This window comes from Caballeronia calidae (genome assembly GCF_900044055.2).
Classification (GTDB): Bacteria; Pseudomonadota; Gammaproteobacteria; order Burkholderiales; family Burkholderiaceae; genus Caballeronia; species Caballeronia calidae.
The window spans coordinates 1-3,854 of sequence record NZ_FCOX02000188.1; the positions used below are offsets into that span (position 1 = coordinate 1).

At 62.9% G+C, this 3,854-nt stretch carries 3 protein-coding genes; all 3 read left to right on the forward strand.

The genetic code is table 11. The annotated features are described in order from the left end of the window. The first annotated feature begins 935 nt into the window (after nt 1-935). The 3 genes from istA to AWB78_RS41695 are packed head-to-tail and all read left to right on the forward strand — an operon-like array spanning nt 936 to nt 3,428. Entirely contained in the window at nt 936-2,450 is a 1,515-nt protein-coding gene (gene istA, locus AWB78_RS41685) for an IS21 family transposase (protein WP_062613044.1), read from the forward strand. Continuing rightward, nucleotides 2,425-3,210: an IS21-like element helper ATPase IstB gene (istB, locus tag AWB78_RS41690; protein WP_062613040.1), complete on the forward strand. Its 786-nt coding sequence runs from the start codon at nt 2,425-2,427 to the stop codon at nt 3,208-3,210. The genes istA and istB overlap by 26 nt, the downstream gene beginning before the upstream one ends. Beyond that, the gene (locus tag AWB78_RS41695; protein ID WP_062613042.1) at nt 3,210-3,428 is read left to right on the forward strand and encodes a hypothetical protein; all 219 of its coding nucleotides are present in this window, start codon (nt 3,210-3,212) and stop codon (nt 3,426-3,428) included. The genes istB and AWB78_RS41695 overlap by 1 nt, the downstream gene beginning before the upstream one ends. Nucleotides 3,429-3,854: the final 426 nt, after the last annotated feature.

Below are 3,854 nucleotides of genomic sequence, written 5' to 3' on the forward strand. Positions count from 1 at the left end.
GTTCATGTCGCGGCTAAGACGCTACGAGCATTACGTGGCTACGGAAACGCCGACACTTCTGTATAAGCCGATGGCCTGATGTCGATGGCGGTCAGTTTCCGCGCTTTTCGGGCGTCGTCTTATATCGGCGTCGCGGCAAGGGGCGAACCATCGAGATCGTGGAAGGAGGAGATGCGCTGTGAGCGGTATGATGACGATACAGGTCGCGGCGTAGGGAGCCCGTAGGGCGACTGGAGACGCGACCTGCATCGCGTCACGGCAGCAACATGGTAGAAAGGCGTTTGCCAAGGAAGAACAACAGGCGCGACGCCGGCCTCAACTGCCAGGTCCAGTCCGGCACCGCGCCTCCACAGGGTTTCCATGTGGCAGGCCTTCTGGCCGGCCGAAGAGCCGTGTGAGCTGCCAGTATCGCATTGCTCGCGCGGCCCGTCGACCTCACTGGACCCGTCTCTTTGGCGTTCCAGGGGAACCGCCAATGCAGCCGCTTACAGGTCGCCTGTACCTGTGCGCCCGTTGTCGGGCGCAGGTCTTCGTCTGCCGCCAGTGTGACCGTGGCAACCGATACTGCCGCGACTGCGCCGCCCGCGCACGCCGCGACAGCGTGCGCGAAGCCGGACAACGCTATCAGCGTTCCCGCCGTGGACGATTTGCACATGCGGCCCGCGCCCGGCGCTATCGGGCCCGGCGGCAATTCGTGACGCATCACGGTTCACTTGACTCGCCCGTCGATGGTGTACTGCAACCGGACCGCGACGCCGCCGTTGCACTTGCCAACGCCGCCGTTCGCCCGGCGGCGCCGCCTCAGTTGAACTGTCGTTTCTGTGGCGTTTTGCTCTCACCGCTGGTACGAACCGGCTTTGTGCGTCGTCGTGGTCTCCATCATGTTCGCCCCGAAGGCGTTGCCTTCGACCGTCGTTCTGATCGCGGAGGCCCCGATGACGATTCCGGTTGAACTCGAGACGCAGATCTTGCGTCTCTACCACGTCGAGAAGTGGCCCTGCGGCACCATCGCGAAGCAGTTGCACGTGCACCGTGAGACGGTGCTGCGTGTGCTCGCCAGCGCCGGACTACCGCGATACGGCCCGACGCCGAAACCCTCGATGATCGAACCGTTTCTGCCGTTCATCCGCCAGACGCTGGAGAAGTATCCGACGCTCACGGGCAGTCGTCTCTACGTGATGGTGCGTGAGCGCGGCTACAAGGGGGCGCGAGATCACTTCCGGCACATGCTCGCGCTGCATCGCCCACGCAAGCCCGCCGAGGCCTTCCTACGGCTGCGCACCTTGCCAGGCGAGCAGGGGCAGGTTGACTGGGGCCACTTCGGATTTGTCGAGATCGGTCGCGCGCGTCGGCCATTGATGGCCTTCGTGATGGTGCTCTCGTACTCGCGCGACATCTACCTGCGCTTCTTCCTCGATGCTCGGATGGAGAACTTCTTGCGCGGCCACATCGGTGCGTTCAACACGTGGTGTGGACTGCCGAGAGTTCTGCTCTACGACAACCTGAAGTCGGCGGTGCTCGAACGCGCCGGCGACGCGATCCGTTTCCATCCGACGTTGCTCGCGTTCGCCGGCCATTACCACTTTGAGCCGCGCCCCGTTGCCGTCGCGCGCGGCAACGAGAAGGGACGCGTGGAACGCGCAATACGGCACGTGCGCGAAGCCTTCTTCGCCGCGCGCAAATTCACTGACCTCGACGACCTGAACGCGCAGGCCGAGCAATGGTGCCGCACGCAGGCAGCCGACCGCCCGTGCCCCGAGGACCGCGCGATGACCGTACGTGAGGCGTTTGCTCAGGAGCAGTCGTTGTTACTCCCGCTACCTGCCAATCCGTTTCCGGTCGAAGAGCAGGTGGCCGTGAAGGTCGGCAAGACGCCCTACGTGCGCTTCGATCTGAACGACTACACGGTACCCCACACGCATGTGCGTCGCACGCTGAGCGTTCGTGCTGATCTCAACCAGGTTCGCGTGTTCGACGGCGCCGAGATGATCGCCAGCCATCGGCGCAGCTACGACCGCGCCGAACAGATTGAAGACCCACAGCACCTGAAGACGCTCGTCGAGTTCAAGCGAGAAGCACGTCAACACCGCGGCATTAACAGCCTGACTCGCGCCGTGCCCTCCTGCCAGCTCTTACTGATGCGCGCGGCAGAGCGCGGCGCGAATATCGGCGGGCTCACGACCTCGCTGCTGCGGCTGCTCGATCGCTACGGCGCGATCGAATTGCAGGCGGCCGTCGAGGACGCGCTGCGTGCGGGATCGACGCATACGAACACCGTGCGCGCCGCGCTCGAACGTCGTCGCGCGGCGCGAGGGGCACCACCGCCCGTCGTCATCAATCTGCCGGAGCATGTGCGACGTAAGGATACGCCCGTGCAGCCGCACCGGCTCGATACCTACGATCAACTCGCAAGGGAGGAAGGCGATGACGTCGACCACGATCAACAATGAAGTCTTGCGTCTGCGTGCGAAGGCGCTCCGCTTGAACGGCCTCGTCGAGCACTGGGGCGAGATCGACGGCGCCCCATGGCTCGCGCCGCTGCTGCAGTGGGAAGAAGACGAGCGCGCGCACCGCTCGTTGCAGCGACGCATCCGGGCGGCGAAACTGGGCAAATTCAAGGCGATGGCCGACTTCGACTGGAGCTGGCCCGCGAGAATCGACCGCGCGGCCGTGGAAGACCTGATGTCACTCACATTCCTTGCCGACGCAACCAACGTCGTGTTCGTCGGCCCGAATGGCGTGGGGAAGTCGACGCTTGCGCAGAACATGGCGCACCACGCACTCATTCAGGGCCACACGGTGCTGTTCAAGTCAGCTAGCGAGATGCTCGGCGAGCTCGCCGCGCTCGACAGCGATTCGGCGCTGCGCCGGCGTTTGCACCACTACGCGACGCCCGACATCCTGGTGATCGATGAAGTCGGCTACCTCTCATACTCGAACCGCCATGCCGACTTGCTATTCGAACTCGTCAGCCGCAGGTATGAGGCACATTCGACCATCATAACGACCAACAAGCCGTTTAAAGAATGGTCGGACGTGTTCCCGAACGCAGCCTGTGTGGTGTCGCTGGTCGACCGCCTCGTGCATCGCGCCGAAGTGATCTCAATCGAGGGCGAATCGTATCGACTCAAGGAAGCGCGCGAGCGCAACGAAGCACGGGCCAGGCAGCGCAAAACCCGCAAGCCCCCCACGAAGAGGGAGACCGCGTGATGAGCCGCCCCTTGTTGCCATCGGGGCGCCGTCGCGGATTGCCGTTCATCGTTCCCGACGACTGGACGCCTGAGCAGGCACTTGCCGTGTTCGAACTGCTTGAGGATCTGCTCGCCGTCGTAACTGACTTCTATGGCGCTCAGCTTAACGAACTGCTGCGTGAGCAGCGCTCTTCTGTAGTGAGCGCGCGTACTGATGAACGAGACCCGCCGTTCTAACGTGAACCGCTAGATCAAAATGAAAGGGGCTGTGAGGCCCCCTCATGCTTGAGCGAATCGCCCTGACTTGCGCCGCCCAAAAAGCGCGGATTTATAGCGCCGTCAACACCTGAGGGAGATCCTCTGCGCTACATCGCGCAAGTTGCTTAAAACGCCCCGAATTCCCATCGACTTACGTGCTCACGCTCACAATTAGGACGGAGCATTCTATCAGCTCCACATCGGATCGGCCTGTATGGGCGACGATCCTTCATGTTGCCTGAGACGCAACGAATCCGCTGCCTAGGAGCCCGTCGGAGTTAAGGTGAAGCGCGACGCAAAACGAGACCAACGATCCGGTTCGCGCCGCTTTGCGGTTTCACCTACGGCCGTAGCGGCAATGTGAAAGGTTTATGAAACAAATGTAGGCGACGATCGGGCCATTGA

Coding starts and splice junctions, on each gene's coding strand:
- istA (WP_062613044.1), top strand. CDS start 936: ATGACGATTCCGGTTGAACTCGAGACGCAGATCTTGCGTCTCTACCAC.
- istB (WP_062613040.1), top strand. CDS start 2,425: ATGACGTCGACCACGATCAACAATGAAGTCTTGCGTCTGCGTGCGAAG.
- AWB78_RS41695 (WP_062613042.1), top strand. CDS start 3,210: ATGAGCCGCCCCTTGTTGCCATCGGGGCGCCGTCGCGGATTGCCGTTC.